Source organism: Cronobacter muytjensii ATCC 51329 (assembly GCF_001277195.1).
In the GTDB taxonomy this organism is placed as follows: Bacteria; Pseudomonadota; Gammaproteobacteria; order Enterobacterales; family Enterobacteriaceae; genus Cronobacter; species Cronobacter muytjensii.
In genome coordinates, this window is record NZ_CP012268.1 from 3,113,998 (window position 1) to 3,133,075 (window position 19,078).

Genomic DNA, 19,078 nt, shown 5'->3' on the forward strand with positions numbered 1-19,078 from the left:
TTTTAAGCAACTATTGACACACACATGAAGGCAAAAGCGATCTTACTCGCCTCTGTCCTGCTTGTGGGGTGCCAGGCGTCGCAACACGACGGCAGCGTCCAACAGCATGCACAGAGCCTTTCTGCGGCTGGTCAAGGGGAAGCAGGAAAGTTCGCTGGTCGAGCGGCTTCTGCGCGGTGGATGGATGATGGAACTTTCCTCGCGCAAGATCAGGACCTGTGGACTTTCATTGGCGACGAGCTAAAGATGGGGATTCCGGAAAATGACCGGATCCGCGAACAAAAACTGAAGTACTTGAGTAATAAGAGCTATCTCCACGATGTAACTTTACGGGCAGAGCCGTATATGTACTGGATAGCCGGGCAGATTAAGAAACGTAATATGCCAATGGAACTGGTACTACTACCCATAGTGGAGAGCGCTTTTAACCCCCACGCGACATCTGGCGCGAATGCCGCAGGCATCTGGCAGATTGTCCCGAGCACGGGGCGGAATTATGGTTTAAAACAGACCCGAAATTACGACGCGCGTCGTGATGTGGTGGCGTCCACAACTGCCGCACTGAACATGATGCAACGTCTGAACCGTATGTTTGACGGCGACTGGTTACTGACCGTCGCGGCCTATAACAGCGGTGAAGGTCGTGTAATGAAGGCAATGAAAGCGAATAAAGCACGTGGCATGCCCACGGATTTTTGGTCGCTCTCACTGCCACAGGAAACCAAAATTTACGTGCCGAAAATGCTGGCGCTGAGTGACATACTCAAAAACAGCAAAAGGTATGGGGTGCGTTTACCGACAACGGATGAAAGCCGTGCGCTGGCTCGCGTGAAGGTAAATAATCCGGTGGAAATGGAACAGCTGGCGGAAATGGCCGGGATTTCAGTGAATAAGCTGAAAACCTTCAATGCGGGCGTTAAGGGCTCTACCCTCGGCGTGAGCGGGCCTCAGTACGTCATGGTGCCGCAGAAGCATGCGCAGCAGTTGCGTACGTCTCTGGCAGCGGGTGAAATTGCTGCGGTTCAGCCGACGCTGGTTGCCGATAATTCACTGTCTGCGCGCACTTATAAAGTGCGTTCCGGCGATACGCTTTCTGCAATTGCCGCCCGGATGAACGTCAGCACCAAAGATTTGCAGCGCTGGAACAATCTGCGCGGCGCGAAGCTGAAGCCAGGCCAGACGTTGTCCGTTGGCACAGTCAGTAGCTCAGGCGAGCTGGCGAGCAACAATGACAGCATCACCTACAAAGTGCGTAAGGGCGATTCGCTCTCAAGCATAGCTAAGCGTCACGGCGTAAACATTAAGGATGTGTTGCGCTGGAACAGCGATACGGACAATCTGCAACCGGGCGATCAAATCACCCTGTTTGTGAAGAACAGTTCGACGCCCGATTCCTGACCGCCAGCCGCAGTCTCATGAAAAGGCACCGATTCCCCCGGTGCCTTTTTCTTTATCCGCATTACGCCGCTTTACTCGCCTCAATCATGATCGTATCGCTGGTGAAAGAGCCGTCCTCCTGCAGCGCAAAATAACGCTGCACCCCGGCCGACGCGCTGCGCTGGTAAGCGCGGATCGCCTGCGTGAGTACTTCAGGCGTACGCATGCGCGCAATCCAGCTACTGAATTCCAGTTCCAGTCGATCGGTGTCGACGTTGCGTGTGATAAGCCCTGCCTGATTAAACATCGATAACCATTCACCGCTGGCATAGTTACGGACGTGTGAGGTATCACGCAGCGCTTCGACGGTCTGCAGCCAGATATCCAGAACCGGATGGCCGGGCGAAAGAATATCCATCATGATGACGGTACCGCCGGGTTTCAGGACGCGCGTTATCTCGCGCAGCGCGAGGCCCACATCATGCCAGTGGTGCGCTGAATAACGGCTTATCACAATATCAAAGCTTTCCGCCTCAAATGGCAAAGACTCCGCATGCCCCTGACATGTCGACAGGTGACTGAAACCGCGCTCGCGCGCCGCCTCCGCTACCACAGCAAGCATTGAGGAGGATAAATCATAAGCGACAACCTCTCGCACCTGCTCTGCTGCGGCAAAGCTGGCGTGCCCTGCCCCGCAACCGAGATCGAGCACTCGCGCCTGCGCAAATGCGGCCAGGCGCTCACGCAACTGTCGGAGATCGCGCCCCGTGGCATGTACCTGACTGGTTAAATAGGCTTTCGCCTGCGAGCCGAACTGCTTTTCTACATTATCGTGATGAGAGTGTGTTGCCATTGTCATGTCCTTGCATTGAGTAAAAGAAAGGGCAGGCGCAGGGTCTGCCCAACGGCAGACCTGACACCCCTTACTTCTGCTCAGGTTTGCCGGGACTGAATTCGACGAGTAGCGGGTTGTGATCGGAGGCGCGGGTGACCAGCACGGAGGCTTCCTGGACAGCCAGGCCGCGATAAAACACAAAATCGAGTGGACGACCGAACGCGCGGCGACGCTGGTCATCGGTAAAACGGACTTCACGCAGCGACATTTCGCGCGCGAAGCGGTACAACGCGTTCATTCTCGGGCGGCTCCAGGCGTTGAAATCGCCTGCCATGATCACCGGGCCGCTGTGATGACCAATCTGATCGCCGATAGGCCCCAGCTGTTTGCTGTAGACATCTACCCCAAGACTGAAATTAACCGCATGGATGTTAACTACCATCAGCAGGCGGCCATCCGGCAGTGGATAGACCGTCACCAGCGCGGATTTAGAGAGGCGCAGGATTGGCTCGCGCTCGCGCAGCGGGCAGCAGTAAACGGGATGAGCAGCAGAAAGCGTCATTACTCCTGACGGATGCTGCGGCAACACAAAAGCCGGCACCTGATCTGCCGCCAGATAGTTGGTGGTGGCGAATCGCACCAGCTCCGGTGTTGTCTGGGCCTCCTGCAACAGCACCAGATGCGCCTCTTTACCAAAATTTTGCAGGACCGAGAGCCACTCAGCGCGCTGCTGCTTAAAGATGTTCCAGACCAGGACTCTGAGTGAGCCGTCTCCAGGCAAGGGTTCTCCGGCGGGTAATGCCTTCCCTATACTCGCAAACGATCCTGGCGCCAGAATGCGTTCTGCTGGCTGACCGGCGACATAGCGCATGGCATAAGTATGTTTTCGCACGTTTCGCTGCTAACCCCTGTAGATGTGTTCGCAAGATAAGCGACCTTTACCAGTTATAGGGATTTTAGCTCACAGATGCAATGACCGTGGGGAAAGCAGAAGGAGCGCTTCCTGCGAAGCGCTCCCGAAAATCAGGCAAGTTTAAAGCTCGCGCGTTTATCGAGCCTGCCGCTCCAGATAATCAACGCCAGCGCCACCGCAACGATAAGCGCGCCTGTCCACGGTGTCTGGGACAGCCCGACTGTCTGCACCGTCTGGCCGCCAATGACCGAGCCCAGCGCGATACCAATGTTAAAGGCGGCGATATTCAGCCCGGAAGCGACATCCACCGCGCCTGGCGTATATTGCTCCGCCTTCTGCACCACATAGACCTGAAGCCCCGGTACGTTGCCAAACGCGAAGATCCCCATCACCAGAACCGTCACCAGCGCGGCATAGTGCATCGTCGCCGTAAACTGAAAGACCAGCAGCAATATTGCCAGCGCCGCGAAGATAAGCGTGAGCGCGGCGACAGCACCACGACGGTCGGCCAGCTTACCACCCCAGATATTCCCGACCGCAACGGAAATGCCGTAGCCCAACAGGATCCAGCTGACGGCGGCGGGAGAGAAACCTGCCAGCTCCTGCATCATCGGCGCCAGGAACGTAAAGGCGGTGAACACGCCGCCATAGCCCAGCGCAGTGATCGCATAGATCAACAGCAGGCGCGGGTGCGTTAACACGCTCAGTTGATCCCGCAGGCTGGCCACCGCGCGACGAGGGATCTCTTTCGGCACCAGGACCATACTGCCGATCAGCGCCACCACGCCCAGCGCAGAGACGGCAAGAAATGTCTCACGCCAACCGAAATGCTGACCGATAAACGTCCCCAGCGGCACGCCGGTAACCAGCGCGACTGTCAGCCCACCGAACATAATGGCAATGGCCGATGCGGCTTTTTCTTTCGTGACCAGACTGGTGGCGATCGTAGAGCCGACGGAGAAGAAGACACCGTGAGCCAGCCCTGTCAGCAGACGCGCCGCAATTAACGTCTCATAGTCAGGCGCAAGCCAGGCCAGCAGATTCCCGGCGGTAAACAGCACCATCAGCCCGACAAGCAGTTGCTTGCGGGGCATAGCGCCAGTGAGCGCCGTCAGCACGGGCGCGCCGATGGCAACACCCAGCGCATAGACGGAAACCAGCAACCCGGCGGAAGGCAGCGTAACGGAGAGCTGCTGCGCGATGGTGGGCACCAAGCCCACGATAACAAATTCAGTTGTGCCTATCGCAAAGGCGCTAATGGTTAATGCAAGTAATGCCAGCGGCATAATTCACTCCATACTGTGTCGTTGATGACGTGCAGTATGGCGCTGTGGTTAAATAACAAAAATATGCAAAGTCTCAATACAATTTTGCCTTCGGAGCAATAATGAAAGCTTCTTCTGATGAACTGATTATTTTCGTCGCGGTCGTGGAGAGCGGAAGCTTTAGCCGGGCGGCGGAGCAGCTCAATCTTGCAAATTCCGCCGTCAGCCGGACAGTAAAAAAGCTGGAGATGAAACTTGGCGTCAGCTTGCTCAACCGTACTACGCGCCAGCTGAGCCTGACGGAAGAAGGAGAGCGTTACTTCCGTCGTGTTCAGCTGGTGTTGCAGGAGATGGGGGCTGCGGAAACCGAACTGATGGAAAGCCGGCAAACGCCGCGCGGGCTGCTGCGGATCGATGCTGCCACGCCGGTGATCCTGCATCTGTTAATGCCGATGATTAAACCCTTTCGCGAGCGCTACCCGGAGGTCACGCTCTCGCTGGTTTCTTCTGAGACCTTTATTAATCTCATCGAGCGTAAAGTGGATGTGGCGATCCGCGCGGGTACGCTGACTGATTCAAGTCTCCGGGCACGCCCGCTATTTACCAGCTTCAGGAAAATCGTTGCCGCCCCTGACTATCTTGAGCATCACGGTACGCCAGCCACTATTTGCGATCTTAAAGCTCACGTTTGTTTAGGCTTCACGGAGCCAGTGACGCTTAACACCTGGCCAGTCGCCTGTGAAGACGGGCAGTTGCTGGAGATTAAGCCCGGGATGACATCTAATAGCGGCGAGACGCTCAAACAACTGTGCCTGAACGGCAATGGCATTGCCTGCCTGTCAGATTACATGATCGATAAAGAGATAGAACGAGGTGAACTGGTGGAATTACTGGCAGAGTACCGTCTGCCGGTGGAGATGCCTTTCAGTGCGGTATATTACAGCGATCGCGCTGTCAGTACGCGCATCAGGACGTTTATCGATTTCCTGAGCGAGCAGATAAAAAAATAGCCCCCGCGGGGGCTATACCGTTAATCCCATGCCGGAGCCAGTCCGTCAGGGCTAACCAGACGCTCGTTGCGATCGAGCGCGGCGATAGCTGCCATATCGTCTGCATCCAGCTGCAGCGTCAAGGCCCCCAGATTACTCTGCAGGTTTTCACGCTTCGTCGAAGACGGTATTACAGCGTATCCCTGCGCCATCGCCCAGCTTAAAATGACCTGCGCAGGCGTGGCCTGATGCTTCTGCGCGATCTGGCCAATCACCTCATCCTTAAGCGCATTACCATATGCCAGCGTCATATAAGACGTAATGTGAATGCCGTGCGCCTGCGCCCATTCGGCAACCTTTCGGTTTTGCAGATATGGCGACAGCTCAATCTGGTTAGTAGCAATCTGATCGGCGCCAATGGCATCAATGGCTTCCTGCATCAACGCAATCGTGAAATTAGAAATGCCGATTTCTCGCGTCAGCCCCTGTGCTTTAGCTTCAAGCAGCGTATTCAGCGATTCCGCTACGCTCACAGCGTTACCCGGTGAAGGCCAGTGAATCAGAGTCAGATCGACATAGTCGGTGCGCAGCTTCTCCAGGCTTTCTTTCAGGCTGGGGATGAGACGATCCTTGCTGAGGTTTTCTGTCCAGATTTTAGTGGTGATATAAAGCGATTCGCGTGCAATGCCGCTTTCCTCAATAGCCTGCCCGACTGCCGCTTCATTACCATAAATTTGTGCGGTATCAATGGCACGATAGCCTGATGCCAGCGCGTCTTTTACCGATGCGATAACGACGTCATCTTTCAGGCGGAATGTGCCCAAACCGAATGCAGGAACTGTCATGTTTTACCTCTCTTTTAAAAGCTGGAGAGGATTATCGAAGGGATGGAGGCAGCGAAAAAGAGCAATAAAAGCAGGAGTTTTTTGCTAAAAAAGCAATTGAAATGATAAAGACGAAAAAAAACCCTGAGCATTTGCTCAGGGCTTCTTAATAAGTGGCGGAACGGACGGGACTCGAACCCGCGACCCCCTGCGTGACAGGCAGGTATTCTAACCGACTGAACTACCGCTCCACCGAATTTCGTCACACCACCGGATTATGGTTCCGGCTTACTGCTTAATTTGATGCCTGGCAGTTCCCTACTCTCGCATGGGGAGGCCCCACACTACCATCGGCGCTACGGCGTTTCACTTCTGAGTTCGGCATGGGGTCAGGTGGGACCACCGCGCTACAGCCGCCAGGCAAATTCTGTCCGTCCACCGCGTACCGCCATGAACGTTTATCCGTCACAAGCTGAATATCATCTCTCAACACGCCAGACTTCTTTGGCGTTGTAAGGTTAAGCCTCACGGTTCATTAGTACCGGTTAGCTCAACGCATCGCTGCGCTTACACACCCGGCCTATCAACGTCGTCGTCTTCAACGTTCCTTCAGGAGACTTAAAGTCTCAGGGAGAACTCATCTCGGGGCAAGTTTCGTGCTTAGATGCTTTCAGCACTTATCTCTTCCGCATTTAGCTACCGGGCAGTGCCATTGGCATGACAACCCGAACACCAGTGATGCGTCCACTCCGGTCCTCTCGTACTGGGAGCAGCCCCCCTCAATTCTCCAGCGCCCACGGCAGATAGGGACCGAACTGTCTCACGACGTTCTAAACCCAGCTCGCGTACCACTTTAAATGGCGAACAGCCATACCCTTGGGACCTACTTCAGCCCCAGGATGTGATGAGCCGACATCGAGGTGCCAAACACCGCCGTCGATATGAACTCTTGGGCGGTATCAGCCTGTTATCCCCGGAGTACCTTTTATCCGTTGAGCGATGGCCCTTCCATACAGAACCACCGGATCACTATGACCTGCTTTCGCACCTGCTCGAGCCGTCACTCTCGCAGTCAAGCCAGCTTATGCCATTGCACTAACCTCCTGATGTCCGACCAGGATTAGCTGACCTTCGTGCTCCTCCGTTACACTTTGGGAGGAGACCGCCCCAGTCAAACTACCCACCAGACACTGTCCCCACGCCAGATTATGGCGCCAGGTTAGAACATCAAACATTAAAGGGTGGTATTTCAAGGTTGGCTCCACGCAGACTGGCGTCCACGCTTCAAAGCCTCCCACCTATCCTACACATCAAGGCTCAATGTTCAGTGTCAAGCTGTAGTAAAGGTTCACGGGGTCTTTCCGTCTTGCCGCGGGTACACTGCATCTTCACAGCGAGTTCAATTTCACTGAGTCTCGGGTGGAGACAGCCTGGCCATCATTACGCCATTCGTGCAGGTCGGAACTTACCCGACAAGGAATTTCGCTACCTTAGGACCGTTATAGTTACGGCCGCCGTTTACCGGGGCTTCGATCAGGAGCTTCTCTTGCGATAACCCCATCAATTAACCTTCCGGCACCGGGCAGGCGTCACACCGTATACGTCCACTTTCGTGTTTGCACAGTGCTGTGTTTTTAATAAACAGTTGCAGCCAGCTGGTATCTTCGACTGACTTCAGCTCCACCCGCAGGGGCTTCACCTACATGTCAGCGTGCCTTCTCCCGAAGTTACGGCACCATTTTGCCTAGTTCCTTCACCCGAGTTCTCTCAAGCGCCTTGGTATTCTCTACCTGACCACCTGTGTCGGTTTGGGGTACGATTTCGTGTTACCTGATGCTTAGAGGCTTTTCCTGGAAGCAGGGCATTTATTGCTTCAGCACCGTAGTGCCTCGTCATCACGCCTCAGTGTTAAAGACAACCGGATTTGCCTGGTCATCACACCTACACGCTTAAACCGGGACAACCGTCGCCCGGCCAACATAGCCTTCTCCGTCCCCCCTTCGCAGTAACACCAAGTACAGGAATATTAACCTGTTTCCCATCGACTACGCCTTTCGGCCTCGCCTTAGGGGTCGACTCACCCTGCCCCGATTAACGTTGGACAGGAACCCTTGGTCTTCCGGCGAGCGGGCTTTTCACCCGCTTTATCGTTACTTATGTCAGCATTCGCACTTCTGATACCTCCAGCATGCCTCACAGCACACCTTCGCAGGCTTACAGAACGCTCCCCTACCCAACAACACATAGTGTCGCTGCCGCAGCTTCGGTGCATGGTTTAGCCCCGTTACATCTTCCGCGCAGGCCGACTCGACCAGTGAGCTATTACGCTTTCTTTAAATGATGGCTGCTTCTAAGCCAACATCCTGGCTGTCTGGGCCTTCCCACATCGTTTCCCACTTAACCATGACTTTGGGACCTTAGCTGGCGGTCTGGGTTGTTTCCCTCTTCACGACGGACGTTAGCACCCGCCGTGTGTCTCCCGTGATAACATTCTTCGGTATTCGCAGTTTGCATCGGGTTGGTAAGCCGGGATGGCCCCCTAGCCGAAACAGTGCTCTACCCCCGAAGATGAGTTCACGAGGCGCTACCTAAATAGCTTTCGGGGAGAACCAGCTATCTCCCGGTTTGATTGGCCTTTCACCCCCAGCCACAGGTCATCCGCTAATTTTTCAACATTAGTCGGTTCGGTCCTCCAGTTAGTGTTACCCAACCTTCAACCTGCCCATGGCTAGATCACCGGGTTTCGGGTCTATACCCTGCAACTTAACGCCCAATTAAGACTCGGTTTCCCTTCGGCTCCCCTATACGGTTAACCTTGCTACAGAATATAAGTCGCTGACCCATTATACAAAAGGTACGCAGTCACCCTCTTACGAAGGCTCCCACTGCTTGTACGTACACGGTTTCAGGTTCTGTTTCACTCCCCTCGCCGGGGTTCTTTTCGCCTTTCCCTCACGGTACTGGTTCACTATCGGTCAGTCAGGAGTATTTAGCCTTGGAGGATGGTCCCCCCATCTTCAGACAGGATATCACGTGTCCCGCCCTACTCATCGAGCTCACAACCTGTGTGCCTTCGTGTACGGGGCTGTCACCCTGTATCGCCGGCCTTTCCAGACCGTTCCACTGACACACAAGCTGATTCAGGCTCTGGGCTGTTCCCCGTTCGCTCGCCGCTACTGGGGGAATCTCGGTTGATTTCTTTTCCTCGGGGTACTTAGATGTTTCAGTTCCCCCGGTTCGCCTCACAGCACTATGTATTCATGCTGAGATAGTGTGACGAATCACACTGGGTTTCCCCATTCGGACATCGCCGGTTATAACGGTTCATATCACCTTACCGGCGCTTTTCGCAGATTAGCACGTCCTTCATCGCCTCTGACTGCCAGGGCATCCACCGTGTACGCTTGTTCGCTTAACCTCACAACCCGAAGAAGTCTTCGTGCTGCGAGTTTGAGAGACTCTGACACACCGCGCATTCCCTGTTTACGGAAGAATGCAGCAGCATGTCTGTTTCAATTTTCAGCTTGTTCCGGATTGTTAAAGAGCAAATACTTCGCAGTATACTCAGTGAGTACACTCTGAAGTGATGGTGGAGCTATGCGGGATCGAACCGCAGACCTCCTGCGTGCAAAGCAGGCGCTCTCCCAGCTGAGCTATAGCCCCATCGTAGTTAAACCTCTTCAACTCCTGAGGAGTTGGTAGGCCTGAGTGGACTTGAACCACCGACCTCACCCTTATCAGGGGTGCGCTCTAACCACCTGAGCTACAAGCCTGTAGAGGTTTTGCTTCTTTACTTTCTATCAGACAATCTGTGTGAGCACGCGAGGTTGTATCTTGCAGGTAAGGAGGTGATCCAACCGCAGGTTCCCCTACGGTTACCTTGTTACGACTTCACCCCAGTCATGAATCACAAAGTGGTAAGCGCCCTCCCGAAGGTTAAGCTACCTACTTCTTTTGCAACCCACTCCCATGGTGTGACGGGCGGTGTGTACAAGGCCCGGGAACGTATTCACCGTGGCATTCTGATCCACGATTACTAGCGATTCCGACTTCATGGAGTCGAGTTGCAGACTCCAATCCGGACTACGACGCACTTTATGAGGTCCGCTTGCTCTCGCGAGGTCGCTTCTCTTTGTATGCGCCATTGTAGCACGTGTGTAGCCCTGGTCGTAAGGGCCATGATGACTTGACGTCATCCCCACCTTCCTCCGGTTTATCACCGGCAGTCTCCTTTGAGTTCCCACCATGATGTGCTGGCAACAAAGGATAAGGGTTGCGCTCGTTGCGGGACTTAACCCAACATTTCACAACACGAGCTGACGACAGCCATGCAGCACCTGTCTCAGAGTTCCCGAAGGCACTCCCGCATCTCTGCAGGATTCTCTGGATGTCAAGACCAGGTAAGGTTCTTCGCGTTGCATCGAATTAAACCACATGCTCCACCGCTTGTGCGGGCCCCCGTCAATTCATTTGAGTTTTAACCTTGCGGCCGTACTCCCCAGGCGGTCGACTTAACGCGTTAGCTCCGGAAGCCACGCCTCAAGGGCACAACCTCCAAGTCGACATCGTTTACGGCGTGGACTACCAGGGTATCTAATCCTGTTTGCTCCCCACGCTTTCGCACCTGAGCGTCAGTCTTCGTCCAGGGGGCCGCCTTCGCCACCGGTATTCCTCCAGATCTCTACGCATTTCACCGCTACACCTGGAATTCTACCCCCCTCTACGAGACTCAAGCCTGCCAGTTTCGGATGCAGTTCCCAGGTTGAGCCCGGGGATTTCACATCCGACTTGACAGACCGCCTGCGTGCGCTTTACGCCCAGTAATTCCGATTAACGCTTGCACCCTCCGTATTACCGCGGCTGCTGGCACGGAGTTAGCCGGTGCTTCTTCTGCGAGTAACGTCAATGGCCAAGGTTATTAACCTTAACCCCTTCCTCCTCGCTGAAAGTACTTTACAACCCGAAGGCCTTCTTCATACACGCGGCATGGCTGCATCAGGCTTGCGCCCATTGTGCAATATTCCCCACTGCTGCCTCCCGTAGGAGTCTGGACCGTGTCTCAGTTCCAGTGTGGCTGGTCATCCTCTCAGACCAGCTAGGGATCGTCGCCTAGGTGAGCCGTTACCCCACCTACTAGCTAATCCCATCTGGGCACATCTGATGGCATGAGGCCCGAAGGTCCCCCACTTTGGTCTTGCGACGTTATGCGGTATTAGCTACCGTTTCCAGTAGTTATCCCCCTCCATCAGGCAGTTTCCCAGACATTACTCACCCGTCCGCCACTCGTCAGCAAAGCAGCAAGCTGCTTCCTGTTACCGTTCGACTTGCATGTGTTAGGCCTGCCGCCAGCGTTCAATCTGAGCCATGATCAAACTCTTCAATTAAAGTTTGATGCTCAAAGAATTAAACTGTTAGTTCGTAATGAATTAACTGTTGTTCACTTGAGACTTGATATTCGTTTATCGTCCGTAGACGTTAAGATATCAGTGCCCCGAGTGCCCACACAGATTGTCTGATAAATTGTTAAAGAGCGGCGCGACGCGGCCTTCAGCCTGCTGTCGCGAGGTGGCGTATATTACGCTTTCCTCTTTCAGAGTCAACCCTTAATTTCAGGATTTTTCTCTTTCCGACTCACCGTCGCTGTGTGATGTTCTTCATCAGCGCCGTGTCGATGGAGGCGCATTATAGGGAGCCGAGACGTAATGGCAAGCGGAAAACATAAAAAAAATCACGACCGCTCACCTTTTCGTCATTGCGTACGTTTTTAGCGCTTTTTGATGGCCTCCGGCAGTGCAGACAGGCTATTTAATACCCAATTCGCCGCTGCTTCTGCTTCCGGCGTCACAGGTTTGCCGGTACGCACCAATACTTTTGTGCCGACGCCTGCCGCTGCTGCAGCCTGCATATCTTCTAATTTATCGCCCACCATATAAGAAGCAGCCATATCGATGTGCAGAAAATCCCGGGCAGAGATAAGCATGCCTGGCTGCGGCTTGCGGCAATCGCAGTTCTGGCGGAACGCTTCTACCGCCCCTTCAGGGTGATGCGGGCAATAGTAGATGCCGTCGAGATCGACCCCCCGGTCAGCGAGTGACCAGTCCATCCATTCAGTCAGTTGCTCAAACTGCGCTTCCGTGAACTTACCCCGCGCAATGCCGGACTGATTCGTCACCAGCACCAGTGCAAAGCCCATTTCCTTTAGCTCACGCATCGCCTCGATAACGCCATCAATGAATTCAAACCGATCGATTTCGTGCACATAACCGTGATCGATATTAATCGTGCCGTCACGGTCGAGAAAAATTGCCGGTACAGATTTAGCCACCTGAAAAACTCCTGCCTTAAATAATGCTGTCTAGTATCGCATGATTCCTGGACGGAGAAAGCGCTCATTGCTGACAGTCAGATTGATTTAGACGTCTGGATGCCTTAACATCCATTCTGTTTACGGTCACCGGCCGTATAAAGCAGAACAAAATGCCACGGCTAACTCCTATAAGATAATAAATAACCAGATGATCAAACTGTCCAATATCACCAAAGTGTTCCAGCAGGGAAACCGCACCATACAGGCGCTGAATAATGTCAGCCTGCATGTCCCGGCCGGGCAGATTTATGGCGTGATTGGCGCTTCCGGCGCCGGTAAGAGCACGCTCATCCGCTGCGTCAACCTGCTTGAGCGCCCAACTCAGGGCAGCGTACTGGTTGACAGCCAGGAGCTGACCGCGCTTTCTGAATCGGAACTAACCAAAGCCCGTCGCCAGATTGGCATGATTTTCCAGCATTTTAATCTGCTGGCTTCGCGCACTGTTTTTGGCAACGTTGCGCTCCCGCTGGAGCTGGACAACATGCCACGGGATGAAATCAAACGTCGCGTTAACGAGCTGCTGGAGCTGGTTGGTCTGAGCGAAAAGCAGGACGCGTATCCGGCGAATCTCTCCGGCGGCCAGAAACAGCGCGTAGCGATCGCCCGCGCGCTGGCGAGCAACCCGAAAGTGCTGCTGTGCGATGAAGCCACCAGCGCGCTCGACCCGGCCACCACCCGCTCTATACTGGAACTGTTAAAAGACATCAACCGTCGTCTGGGCCTGACAATCCTGCTTATCACCCATGAAATGGACGTGGTGAAGCGCATCTGTGACTGCGTCGCGGTTATCAGCAATGGCGAGCTCATTGAGCAAGACAGCGTCAGTGAAGTGTTCTCACATCCGAAAACGCCGCTGGCCCAGCAGTTTATTCAGTCCACGCTGCATCTCGATATACCGGAAGATTACGCCCAGCGTCTTAATGCGCAATCCAGCGAGAGCCGCGTACCGCTGCTGCGTCTCGAATTCACCGGTCAGTCGGTCGACGCCCCGCTTCTTTCCGAAACGGCGCGTCGTTATAACGTCAACAACAATATCATCAGCGCGCAGATGGATTACGCCGGCGGCGTTAAGTTCGGCATCATGCTGACCGAAATGCACGGCACTCAGGAAGAAACACAAGCGGCTATCGCTTACCTGCAACAACATCATGTAAAAGTAGAGGTGCTGGGTTATGTCTGAAGCAATGATGGGGTTACTGGTGCGAGGCGTCTGGGAGACGCTGGCGATGACCTTTGTCTCCGGCTTTTTCGGTTTCGTCATTGGCCTGCCGGTCGGCGTGCTGCTGTACGTCACGCGTCCGGGCCAGATCATCGAAAACGCGAAACTTTATCGCGTTCTCTCCGCGCTGGTGAATATCTTCCGCTCCATTCCTTTTATTATCTTACTGGTATGGATGATTCCGTTTACCCGCGTGATTGTCGGCACCTCGATTGGTCTGCAGGCGGCTATCGTGCCGCTGACGGTCGGCGCGGCACCGTTTATCGCCCGTATGGTTGAAAACGCGCTGCTGGAGATCCCATCGGGTCTTATCGAAGCGTCGCGCGCCATGGGCGCCACGCCGATGCAGATCGTCCGTAAGGTACTGCTGCCGGAAGCGTTACCGGGCCTCGTTAACGCCGCCACTATTACGCTAATCACTCTGGTGGGCTATTCCGCGATGGGTGGCGCGGTCGGCGCAGGGGGGCTTGGGCAGATCGGCTATCAGTACGGTTATATCGGCTATAACGCGACCGTGATGAACACCGTATTAGTATTACTGGTGGTACTGGTGTATTTAATTCAATTCTCAGGCGATCGCATCGTCCGGGCTGTCACTCATAAGTAACGTTTACACACAACATCAATATACTTTCAGTTAAGGAATGGTTATGTCTTTCAAATTTAAAACCTTTGCGGCAGTGGGCGCCCTGCTCGGCACGCTGGCTCTGGCAGGTTGCGGTCAGGAAGAAAAAGATCCGAACCATATTAAAGTGGGCGTGATTGTGGGTGCGGAACAACAGGTCGCTGAAGTCGCCAAAAAAGTGGCGAAAGACAAATATGGTCTGGACGTCGAGCTGGTGACCTTTAACGACTACGTGCTGCCGAACGAAGCGCTGAGTAAAGGCGATATCGACGCGAATGCTTTCCAGCACAAACCGTATCTGGATCAGCAGATCAAAGACCGTGGCTATAAACTGGTTTCCGTCGGTAACACCTTCGTTTACCCGATTGCCGGTTACTCCCGCAAAATCAAATCGCTGGAAGAGCTGCAACCAGGTGCGCAGATTGCTGTACCGAACGATCCGACCAACCTTGGCCGTTCCCTGTTGCTGCTGCAGAAAGTGGGCCTGATTAAGCTGAAAGACGATATTGGCCTGCTGCCGACCGTACTGGATATCACTGAAAACCCGAAAAACCTGAAAATTGTCGAGCTGGAAGCGCCGCAGCTGCCGCGCTCGCTGGATGACGATCAGATTGCTCTGGCGGTCATCAACACCACTTACGCCAGCCAGATCAACCTGACGCCAGCCAAAGACGGCATCTTTGTCGAAGATAAAGACTCACCGTACGTAAACATGATCGTAACCCGCGAAGACAACAAAGACGCGGAAAACGTGAAGAAATTCGTTCAGGCTTATCAGTCTGACGAAGTAAGCGAGGCGGCGAACAAAGTCTTTAACGGCGGCGCGGTTAAAGGCTGGTAAGCCGGTTTTGCTATCATTGCTACTAATTTCAGGACGGGCTTAAGCCCGTCTTGTTATTTCTGCAAGCTCCTGATTCAATAAGCCACGTTTTTATCACCGACGAGGAATTATTATGCGTGCTTTACCGATCTGTCTTTTAGCATTCATCCTGAGCGGCTGTTCCGTGCTAAGCAGATCCCCTGTAGAACCTGCTCAAAGCACCACGTCGCCGCAAAAATCTGAACCTGTTCGCCCCAAAACGGTTCGCCCTGCGCCGGTAAAAATCTATACCAATGCGGCGGATCTGGTTGGCAAGCCCTTCCGCGATCTGGGCGAAGTGAGCGGCGAATCTTGCCAGGCTTCTAACCAGGACTCTCCGCCGAATATCCCGACAGCACGCAAGCGCCTGCAGATCAACGCCTCGAAAATGAAAGCGAACGCCGTTCTGCTGCATAGCTGTGAAGTGACCAGCGGCACGCCGGGCTGCTACCGTCAGGCCGTCTGCGTAGGCTCCGCCCTTAGCGTTCCGACCAAATGACCGAATTTGCATTTGAGCAAATCGGCGTCATCCGCTCGCCTTATAAAGAAAAATTCGCCGTCCCGCGCCAGCCAGGCCTTGTTAACAGCGCGCGCGGCGAGTTGCATCTGATAGCGCCCTATAACCAGCCCGACGCGGTGCGCGGGCTGGAAGGGTTTAGCCACATCTGGGTACTGTTCGTCTTTCATCAGACGATGGAAGGCGGCTGGCGCCCCACCGTGCGCCCGCCGCGTCTTGGTGGCAATGCCCGCATGGGCGTTTTCGCGACCCGCTCAACCTTTCGCCCGAATCCCGTCGGCATGTCGCTGGTCGAGCTTCAGGGTATCCGCACCGAGAAAGAGCATGTCATCCTGACGCTCGGCGGGCTGGATCTGGTGGACGGCACACCGGTTGTCGATATCAAGCCTTATCTGCCTTTTGCCGAAGCGTTGCCCGACGCGCGCGCAGGCTACGCCCAGCAGGCGCCGGACGCCGCAGTCCAGGTCACCTTTACCGATGAGATAACGCACGAGTTAACGCGCCTTGAGAAACGCTACCCGATGCTGGGACGGTTCATTGGCGAGGTGCTCTCTCAGGATCCGCGTCCGGCCTACCGTAAAGAAGAAGAGATCGGCAAAAGCTACGCCGTCTGGCTGCTTGATTTCAACGTCCGCTGGCGCGTCACGCCGCAGGGCTTTGAGGTCTACGCGCTGGAGCCGCGTTAATTTCTTGAGCCTCTCTTTTGGCCGCCCTTTCTCGCTGGTACACTAAACCACTTTTTTGTGTCAGGCTTTAGCGTGCCTGAATTCACACGTTCAAACGGAACCGTAACAACATGCGTACTAGCCAATATCTGCTCTCCACTCTGAAGGAGACACCTGCCGACGCGGAGGTTATCAGCCACCAGCTGATGCTGCGCGCCGGGATGATCCGCAAGCTGGCCTCCGGGTTATACACCTGGCTGCCGACCGGCCTGCGCGTCCTGAAAAAAGTCGAAAACATCGTGCGTGAAGAGATGAACAACGCCGGTGCTATCGAGGTGTCGATGCCAGTGGTTCAGCCTGCTGAACTGTGGCAGGAGAGCGGCCGCTGGGAGCAGTACGGCCCGGAACTGCTGCGTTTTGTCGATCGCGGCGATCGCGCGTTCGTCCTCGGCCCGACGCATGAAGAAGTCATCACCGATCTTATCCGCAACGAGCTGAGCTCTTATAAACAGCTGCCGCTCAACTTCTTCCAGATCCAGACTAAATTTCGCGACGAAGTGCGCCCGCGCTTTGGCGTGATGCGCTCGCGCGAATTCCTGATGAAAGATGCTTACTCTTTCCACACCTCTCAGGAGTCGCTGCAGCAGACGTACGACGCGATGTATGAAGCCTACAGCAAAATCTTCAGCCGCATGGGTCTCGATTTCCGTCCGGTGCAGGCCGATACCGGCTCGATTGGCGGTAGCGCGTCCCATGAGTTCCAGGTGCTGGCGCAGAGCGGCGAGGACGATATCGTCTTCTCTGACACGTCCGACTACGCAGCGAACATAGAATTTGCCGAAGCCGTTGCGCCGGCAACCCCGCGCGCCGCAGCGACGCAGGAAATGACGCTGGTCGACACGCCAAACGCGAAAACCATCGCCGAGCTGGTTGAGCAGTTCAACCTGCCGATTGAGAAAACGGTGAAAACCCTGCTGGTTAAAGCGACCGAAGGCAGCGCTTCTCCGCTGGTCGCCCTGCTGGTACGCGGCGATCACGAGCTGAACGACGTGAAAGCGGAAAAACTGCCGCAGGTGGCAAGCCCGCTGACGTTCGCGACCGAAGCGGAAATCCGTGCCGCGGTGAACGCGGGTCCCGGTTCTCTCGGCCCGGTAAACATGCCGGTTCCGGTGATTATCGACCGCAGCGTCGCCGTGATGAGCGATTTCGCGGCAGGCGCCAACATCGACGGTAAGCACTATTTCGGCATCAACTGGGACCGCGATGTCGCGACGCCTGTCGTCGCCGATATTCGTAACGTCGTTGCCGGCGATCCAAGCCCGGATGGCCAGGGAACGCTGCTTATCAAGCGCGGTATCGAAGTGGGTCATATTTTCCAGCTGGGCACCAAATACTCCGACGCGCTGAAAGCCTCTGTTCAGGGCGAAGATGGCCGCAACCAGATCCTGACCATGGGCTGCTACGGCATCGGGGTGACGCGCGTGGTGGCAGCGGCAATTGAGCAGAACCACGACGATCGCGGCATCGTCTGGCCGGACGCGATCGCGCCGTTCCAGGTCGCCATTTTGCCGATGAACATGCACAAATCCTTCCGCGTGCAGGAACTGGCCGAGAAGCTCTACACTGAACTGCGCGCCAAAGGCATCGACGTGCTGATGGATGACCGTAAAGAGCGTCCGGGCGTCATGTTCGCCGATATGGAACTCATCGGTATTCCGCACACGGTGGTTATCGGCGACCGCAACCTCGACAACGACGAGATTGAGTACAAATACCGTCGTGACGGCGAGAAGAAGATGATCAAAACCAGCGATATCCTGGATTACCTGGTGACGAACGTGAAGCGCTAAGCGCCTTTGCACTTCGCATAAAAAAGGCCCTCGGTTGAGGGCCTTTTTTTATCCGCATCGGTTACGGATTGTCGCAGTCTTTGCCGGGCTTAAACGCCACTTTGCGGTCGGCTACCAGCCGCTTTTGCGCCGTACCGTTCGCCGGATCCACGGTCATACTGAAATGCGCTTCCACCACCAGTAACACGGGTTTTTCGCGCACGACCGGGTCATCGTGTGCGAGCACCGCGTGATTCGCTACGGCGGACTGCCGTCCGGTCGCGCAGTCGGTAAACGTCGCGGCATTTCTGTCTTGCTGATACATCCCGGTCATAGTCATCGGCGTCACCGGCAGCGGATCGCTTACGGGCTCAAGGCGATAATTGAGCGACGATTCGATGGCGTGGCCTTCAGTATCAAGCATCTCCAGCGCCTCGCCCCGGGCGCGGAAATAGTGTTTATCGCCCTCGCTGTCTGTCAGAACCAGTTTATCCGCCGTACGCGCCCAGGTGCCGTAAGAGGCGAATTCCGCCTGCCCTTTCGCGCCCTGATAGTGCTGATTCATCACCCAGGTGCCGTCTTTTTCTAAAAATAGCGCCGTTTCGATACCTTCGCAGTCGGCGCAGGGCAGTACGCCTTTCCAGCTCTGCTGCATCGGTTTTAACTCCGCCGCGCTGGTTGGCGCTAAGGTTTGCATTTCCGCCCGGTTATTACAGCCCAACAGCGAAAACAGGCTCAGAGCCGCCGCTGCGCAAAAAATGATTTTTTTCACCGTATTTCCTTATCGTTCGGGT

Annotated in this window: 13 protein-coding genes, 3 tRNA genes, 3 rRNA genes and 1 pseudogene; 8 read left to right on the top strand and 12 right to left on the bottom strand. The window is 55.0% G+C overall.

The window, feature by feature from the left end:
• Positions 1-24: 24 nt before the first annotated feature.
• The gene (gene mltD, locus AFK63_RS14375; RefSeq protein ID WP_038864620.1) at positions 25-1,398 is read left to right on the top strand and encodes a murein transglycosylase D; all 1,374 of its coding nucleotides are present in this window, start codon (positions 25-27) and stop codon (positions 1,396-1,398) included.
• A gap of 61 nt (positions 1,399-1,459) precedes the next feature.
• On the opposite strand, the gene AFK63_RS14380 is transcribed toward mltD, so the two are convergent.
• The 3 genes from AFK63_RS14380 to AFK63_RS14390 all read right to left on the bottom strand — a co-directional run bounded on the left by AFK63_RS14380 (position 1,460) and on the right by AFK63_RS14390 (position 4,411).
• On the bottom strand, positions 1,460-2,230 hold the full coding sequence (locus AFK63_RS14380; protein ID WP_038864624.1) for a class I SAM-dependent methyltransferase: 771 nt from the start codon (positions 2,228-2,230) through the stop codon (positions 1,460-1,462).
• A 70-nt stretch (positions 2,231-2,300) separates the two neighbouring features.
• Positions 2,301-3,104 carry an endonuclease/exonuclease/phosphatase family protein gene (locus tag AFK63_RS14385; protein WP_038864625.1) on the bottom strand — a complete coding sequence of 268 codons (804 nt, stop codon included), beginning with the start codon at positions 3,102-3,104 and terminating at the stop codon, positions 2,301-2,303.
• Positions 3,105-3,235: 131 nt separating this feature from the next.
• Positions 3,236-4,411 (bottom strand): MFS transporter, encoded by a 1,176-nt coding sequence (locus AFK63_RS14390; protein WP_038864628.1) that lies wholly within the window; start codon positions 4,409-4,411, stop codon positions 3,236-3,238.
• Positions 4,412-4,512: 101 nt separating this feature from the next.
• Between AFK63_RS14390 and yafC the strand changes: the two are divergent.
• A pseudogene (yafC, locus tag AFK63_RS14395) lies at positions 4,513-5,417 on the top strand (DNA-binding transcriptional regulator YafC); the annotation flags it as partial.
• 3 nt (positions 5,418-5,420) lie between these two features.
• Here yafC and dkgB read toward each other — a convergent pair.
• From dkgB to gmhB, 8 genes are all read right to left on the bottom strand, one after another.
• A complete protein-coding gene (gene dkgB / locus AFK63_RS14400; protein WP_038864638.1) occupies positions 5,421-6,224 on the bottom strand; it encodes a 2,5-didehydrogluconate reductase DkgB in 804 nt (267 codons plus the stop codon).
• A 153-nt stretch (positions 6,225-6,377) separates the two neighbouring features.
• A tRNA-Asp gene (locus AFK63_RS14405) sits at positions 6,378-6,454 on the bottom strand.
• 54 nt (positions 6,455-6,508) lie between these two features.
• A 5S ribosomal RNA gene (gene rrf / locus AFK63_RS14410) occupies positions 6,509-6,624 on the bottom strand.
• Between the two features lie 93 nt (positions 6,625-6,717).
• Positions 6,718-9,621, bottom strand: a 23S ribosomal RNA gene (locus AFK63_RS14415).
• Positions 9,622-9,790: 169 nt separating this feature from the next.
• A tRNA-Ala gene (locus AFK63_RS14420) sits at positions 9,791-9,866 on the bottom strand.
• A 33-nt stretch (positions 9,867-9,899) separates the two neighbouring features.
• Positions 9,900-9,976 (bottom strand) — tRNA-Ile (locus tag AFK63_RS14425).
• A 68-nt stretch (positions 9,977-10,044) separates the two neighbouring features.
• Positions 10,045-11,587 (bottom strand): 16S ribosomal RNA (locus AFK63_RS14430).
• The 16S, 23S and 5S rRNA genes sit together here with 3 tRNA genes alongside, the layout of an rRNA operon.
• Before the next feature lie 380 nt (positions 11,588-11,967).
• Complete coding sequence (gmhB, locus tag AFK63_RS14435) at positions 11,968-12,528, bottom strand: D-glycero-beta-D-manno-heptose 1,7-bisphosphate 7-phosphatase (RefSeq protein ID WP_038864646.1); 561 nt, start codon at positions 12,526-12,528, stop codon at positions 11,968-11,970.
• 190 nt (positions 12,529-12,718) lie between these two features.
• Between gmhB and metN the strand changes: the two genes are divergently transcribed.
• The 6 genes from metN (at position 12,719) to proS (ending at position 18,305) form a co-directional block, all read left to right on the top strand.
• Positions 12,719-13,750 (top strand): methionine ABC transporter ATP-binding protein MetN, encoded by a 1,032-nt coding sequence (gene metN, locus AFK63_RS14440; protein ID WP_038864648.1) that lies wholly within the window; start codon positions 12,719-12,721, stop codon positions 13,748-13,750.
• Positions 13,743-14,396: a methionine ABC transporter permease MetI gene (locus AFK63_RS14445; RefSeq protein ID WP_032966926.1), complete on the top strand. Its 654-nt coding sequence runs from the start codon at positions 13,743-13,745 to the stop codon at positions 14,394-14,396. Before metN ends, AFK63_RS14445 begins: the two co-directional genes overlap by 8 nt.
• A gap of 43 nt (positions 14,397-14,439) precedes the next feature.
• A complete protein-coding gene (locus AFK63_RS14450) occupies positions 14,440-15,255 on the top strand; it encodes a MetQ/NlpA family lipoprotein (RefSeq protein ID WP_038864650.1) in 816 nt (271 codons plus the stop codon).
• 112 nt (positions 15,256-15,367) lie between these two features.
• Positions 15,368-15,772: an Rcs stress response system protein RcsF gene (gene rcsF, locus AFK63_RS14455; RefSeq protein WP_038864652.1), complete on the top strand. Its 405-nt coding sequence runs from the start codon at positions 15,368-15,370 to the stop codon at positions 15,770-15,772.
• Positions 15,769-16,476 carry a tRNA (N6-threonylcarbamoyladenosine(37)-N6)-methyltransferase TrmO gene (gene tsaA / locus AFK63_RS14460; protein WP_038864654.1) on the top strand — a complete coding sequence of 236 codons (708 nt, stop codon included), beginning with the start codon at positions 15,769-15,771 and terminating at the stop codon, positions 16,474-16,476. The genes rcsF and tsaA overlap by 4 nt, the downstream gene beginning before the upstream one ends.
• A 110-nt stretch (positions 16,477-16,586) precedes the next feature.
• Positions 16,587-18,305 carry a proline--tRNA ligase gene (gene proS / locus AFK63_RS14465; protein ID WP_038864656.1) on the top strand — a complete coding sequence of 573 codons (1,719 nt, stop codon included), beginning with the start codon at positions 16,587-16,589 and terminating at the stop codon, positions 18,303-18,305.
• A 61-nt stretch (positions 18,306-18,366) separates the two neighbouring features.
• Here the strand turns inward: proS and nlpE are convergent, their stop codons facing one another.
• Positions 18,367-19,056, bottom strand: coding sequence for an envelope stress response activation lipoprotein NlpE (nlpE, locus tag AFK63_RS14470; RefSeq protein ID WP_038864658.1), 690 nt, complete (start codon positions 19,054-19,056; stop codon positions 18,367-18,369).
• Positions 19,057-19,078: the final 22 nt, after the last annotated feature.

Bases quoted from the DNA above. Each gene is read 5' to 3' on its own strand.
- AFK63_RS14390 (WP_038864628.1), bottom strand. From the start codon at position 4,411: ATGCCGCTGGCATTACTTGCATTAACCATTAGCGCCTTTGCGATAGGC.
- tsaA (WP_038864654.1), top strand. From the start codon at position 15,769: ATGACCGAATTTGCATTTGAGCAAATCGGCGTCATCCGCTCGCCTTAT.
- AFK63_RS14450 (WP_038864650.1), top strand. From the start codon at position 14,440: ATGTCTTTCAAATTTAAAACCTTTGCGGCAGTGGGCGCCCTGCTCGGC.
- mltD (WP_038864620.1), top strand. From the start codon at position 25: ATGAAGGCAAAAGCGATCTTACTCGCCTCTGTCCTGCTTGTGGGGTGC.
- dkgB (WP_038864638.1), bottom strand. From the start codon at position 6,224: ATGACAGTTCCTGCATTCGGTTTGGGCACATTCCGCCTGAAAGATGAC.
- AFK63_RS14445 (WP_032966926.1), top strand. From the start codon at position 13,743: ATGTCTGAAGCAATGATGGGGTTACTGGTGCGAGGCGTCTGGGAGACG.
- metN (WP_038864648.1), top strand. From the start codon at position 12,719: ATGATCAAACTGTCCAATATCACCAAAGTGTTCCAGCAGGGAAACCGC.
- AFK63_RS14380 (WP_038864624.1), bottom strand. From the start codon at position 2,230: ATGGCAACACACTCTCATCACGATAATGTAGAAAAGCAGTTCGGCTCG.
- proS (WP_038864656.1), top strand. From the start codon at position 16,587: ATGCGTACTAGCCAATATCTGCTCTCCACTCTGAAGGAGACACCTGCC.
- rcsF (WP_038864652.1), top strand. From the start codon at position 15,368: ATGCGTGCTTTACCGATCTGTCTTTTAGCATTCATCCTGAGCGGCTGT.